Below are 325 nucleotides of genomic sequence, written 5' to 3'. Positions count from 1 at the left end.
GGCGGCGCTCGCGCGCGTTCTGGTAGGCACTGCCGGTGCGCGGATGGTTCACTGGCCCCTGCTTGCCGGTGGGTGCCGGATGCTCATCGCGATCGCGACGGTCGCCGGCATTGCTGCCGGCAGCACTGCCGCCGATCAGCGGGTTGCGCCCGCCGTCGTCGTCGCCTTCCGGCGCGGCGATCGGGTCGGGCAGCAGGTTGCGGTAATCGACCGGTGCATCCAGCGGGAACGGCTTGTATTCGAAGATGTTGAAGCCCAGTTCGCGCATGTTGCGCCGCTTGTACTTGTACGACAGCGCATAGACGATCGGGTTGTCGGTCGCCGC

General features: G+C 67.7%; 1 protein-coding gene. It reads right to left on the bottom strand.

All coding sequences use genetic code 11. The features are described from left to right. A partial coding sequence (locus tag FH975_RS16390; protein ID WP_202923325.1) for a hypothetical protein occupies positions 1-325 on the bottom strand: 325 nt, incomplete at both ends.

The sequence above is a fragment of the Nesterenkonia haasae genome (assembly GCF_010119385.1).
Taxonomy (GTDB): Bacteria; Actinomycetota; Actinomycetes; order Actinomycetales; family Micrococcaceae; genus Nesterenkonia; species Nesterenkonia haasae.
The sequence above is the reverse complement of the archived record's forward strand: the minus strand, read 5'-3'. Positions and strand labels throughout refer to the sequence as shown.